Here is a 3346-nt window from a genome sequence, read left to right on the forward strand (position 1 = left end):
TATTAAAGCAAATCAGTTTAATATGAATGACCTAATCCGTTCCAATAAAAAGAAACGATTTCTTGTGATAATTCATCTATATTTGCAAGAATAGGATTGTGATTTTCATCTTTAAAATTCCCAATTGATAATAAAGATACGAAAGCATGAGCCGCAAATTTAGCGTTTCCTTTTGGGATTTCTCCGATGTGCATCGCATTATCGAGTGCTTTTTCTAGTACTTCATACATATTATCTTCAGCATTTTTTAATTCTTTCAATTGTTCTTCAGATAACGACAGTTTTGCATCTTTCATAAAATTTTTCATATCAATATCCATCGTTGCGTGTAAGTAAACTTTAGCGAAGTCTAATAATCTTTCTTCTAACGTTTTGTTTGTAGAGAGTATTTGAGACATATTCTCACGTATACGTACCATCATTTCGATCATAGTAGCAGTAAATAAATCGGCTTTTGTTGAATAGTAATAGTAGACAGTTGCTTTCGTAACACCACAAACTTTTGCGACCTCATCCATAGAAACGACTTGATAATTTTGTGTAAGAAATAAGCGGGTTGCTACTTCTAAAATGGTTTCTTTTGTAGATTTTGTATTTTTATTTTGACGCGGCCTACCGATAGGACGTTGTTTTTGTTCCAAATACATTCGCTCCTGACATTTATGATTGAGATAATTATAACATAATTTTCAATCATTCTTGATTAATTAACCGACCAGTATATATAATTAATAATGGAGGAAAAAAGGAAGGTGGGTTTTTATGAAAAAGCACCCGTTACATATGTTAGGGAGGCTTGTGGCAGGGAAAAATACGCAATGGATCACTTTATCGGTGTGGATTCTTATTACATTATTACTTTCATTTACGTTACCACAAGTAAACAGTACGAAAGAACCGAATCCGAAAAATTTACCTGAAACAGCTATGTCACAGCAAGCGGAAGCGCTTATAAAAAAAGAGTTTCCGAATAATGCAGGGAATCCGTTGTTAGTAGTATGGTATAGAGATGGTGGATTACAGTCACAGGATTATAAACTCATACAAGATGTTTATAAGGAGTTAAAAGCTAGTCCTTTAAAAGAACAATCAACGTTACCACCATTTGATACAATCCCAGAGCAAGTATTATCAAAAAGTGCGTCAAAAGATGGTACATCATTTGTTACACCGGTATTTTTTAATAAATCTGCTGGTACGGATATATTAAAAGGAAATCTTGAAGAGTTTAGAAAAATAGTGAGTAGTAAGGTGGATGAAGATCCATTTAAACAAAAAATAAGTGAATCTGGTTTACATGTTCGATTATCAGGACCTGTAGGTATTCAAACGGATGCAGTTAGTTTATTTAGTCAAGCAGATGTGAAATTGTTAGTGGCTACTGTACTACTAGTGTTAGTTTTGTTAATTTTACTGTATCGTTCACCAATTTTAGCGATTTTACCTATACTTGTTGTTGGCTTTGCATACGGTATTATTAGTCCTACACTCGGTTTTTTAGCTGATCACGGATGGATTAAAGTAGATGCCCAAGCGATATCAATTATGACAGTATTATTGTTTGGCGCTGGAACGGACTATTGTCTATTTTTAATTTCGAGATATAGAGAGTACTTGTTAGAAGAAGAAAGTAAATATAAAGCATTGCAACTTGCGATTAAAGCATCTGGCGGTGCAATAATAATGAGTGCGTTAACTGTTGTACTTGGATTAGGAACATTACTACTTGCTCATTATGGTGCCTTTCATCGATTTGCAGTACCATTTAGTGTTGCTGTATTTATAATGGGAATCGCGGCTTTAACAATTTTACCAGCACTATTATTAATTTTCGGTAGAATTGCATTTTTCCCGTTTATACCGAGAACAACTTCAATGAATGAGGAGTTTGCAAGAAAGAAAAAGAGGGCTGTAAAAGTTAAAAAATCAAAAGGCTCCTTTAGTAAAAAACTTGGAGATATTGTAGTACGAAGACCATGGACAATAATTATGCTAACTGTATTTGTATTAGGCGGATTGGCTTCATTCGTACCACGTATTCAATACACATATGACTTATTAGAGTCGTTTCCAAAGGATATGCCTTCTCGTGAAGGGTTTACGTTAATTAGTGATCATTTCTCAGCTGGTGAACTAGCACCAATAAAAGTTGTTGTTGATACGAAAGGCAAAGAGCTTCCTATTAAACAAGAACTAGAGAAATTTTCTTTCGTAAATACAGTGAAAGAGCCAAAAGAGGGAAAAGAAAATAAGCAAATACAAATGTATGAAGTTTCTTTAGCGGAAAATCCATACTCAATTGAAGCGTTAGATCAAATTCCTAAATTGAAAAGTAGTATAGAAAAAGTATTAAAAGGTGCTGGGATTAGTAATGCTAAAGATCAATTGTGGATTGGTGGGGAAACAGCTTCATTATATGATACAAAGCAAATTACGGAACGTGATGAATCAGTAATTATTCCAGTAATGATTAGCATTATCGCTTTACTATTACTTGTCTACTTACGATCGGTTGTTGCGATGATTTATTTAATTGTAACTGTCGTTTTATCATTCTTCTCAGCGTTAGGAGCAGGATGGATATTACTTCATTACGGTATGGGTGCGCCGGCCATTCAAGGTGCGATACCGTTGTACGCATTCGTATTTTTAGTTGCTTTAGGTGAAGATTATAATATCTTTATGGTTTCAGAAATATGGAAAAACAGAAAGACACAAAATCACTTGGATGCAGTAAAGAATGGTGTAATACAAACAGGTAGTGTTATTACATCGGCTGGTTTAATTTTAGCAGGAACTTTTGCAGTGTTAGGTACACTTCCAATTCAAGTATTAGTTCAATTTGGTATTGTAACTGCAATTGGCGTATTACTAGATACGTTTATCGTAAGACCGTTACTTGTACCCGCGATTACAGTAGTTTTAGGCCGATTTGCTTTTTGGCCAGGTAAACTTTCAAGAAAGAGTGAAGAAATACAAAAGGTGGATGCATAGTTAAAAAAGCCAAGGATATTTTCCTTGGCTTTTTTCAATGTAGTTAATTAATTTTTTGAAGTCAAATCATCAGATGCAGCGTGATCAGCATCTTCAATTGTTGTTTCGGGCATTCCGTATAAGCCGTTCATTGCTTGTTCTTCGATAGTAAGATTTGCAGTATTATTATTTTGAATAGATGTAGTGTTTTCAGTAACATTTTCTTTTTTATTCATATTTTTGTTATTCATGTATGTATCCTCCAAATTTCATTTGATTTATCTATAGTATGTGGATGGATTTCCAGAAATATGTGAATTGATTCTTACATATGTTATATAATTAAATGAATAATTAGGGTGAATTGTAAACT

Annotated in this window: 3 protein-coding genes; 1 reads left to right on the top strand and 2 read right to left on the bottom strand. The window is 33.6% G+C overall.

The window, feature by feature from the left end; translation table 11 throughout:
- Positions 1 to 17: 17 nt before the first annotated feature.
- Positions 18 to 641 carry a TetR/AcrR family transcriptional regulator gene (locus tag ABWK52_RS26630; protein ID WP_000435996.1) on the bottom strand — a complete coding sequence of 208 codons (624 nt, stop codon included), beginning with the start codon at positions 639 to 641 and terminating at the stop codon, positions 18 to 20.
- Positions 642 to 762: 121 nt separating this feature from the next.
- Between ABWK52_RS26630 and ABWK52_RS26635 the strand changes: the two genes are divergently transcribed.
- Positions 763 to 2994, top strand: coding sequence for an MMPL family transporter (locus tag ABWK52_RS26635; RefSeq protein ID WP_098542409.1), 2232 nt, complete (start codon positions 763 to 765; stop codon positions 2992 to 2994).
- A 47-nt stretch (positions 2995 to 3041) separates the two neighbouring features.
- On the opposite strand, the gene ABWK52_RS26640 is transcribed toward ABWK52_RS26635, so the two are convergent.
- Positions 3042 to 3224 (bottom strand): DUF4021 domain-containing protein, encoded by a 183-nt coding sequence (locus tag ABWK52_RS26640; RefSeq protein WP_001060660.1) that lies wholly within the window; start codon positions 3222 to 3224, stop codon positions 3042 to 3044.
- Between the last annotated feature and the right edge of the window lie 122 nt (positions 3225 to 3346).

This window comes from Bacillus sp. AP50, assembly GCF_040492675.1.
GTDB lineage: Bacteria > Bacillota > Bacilli > Bacillales > Bacillaceae_G > Bacillus_A > Bacillus_A cereus.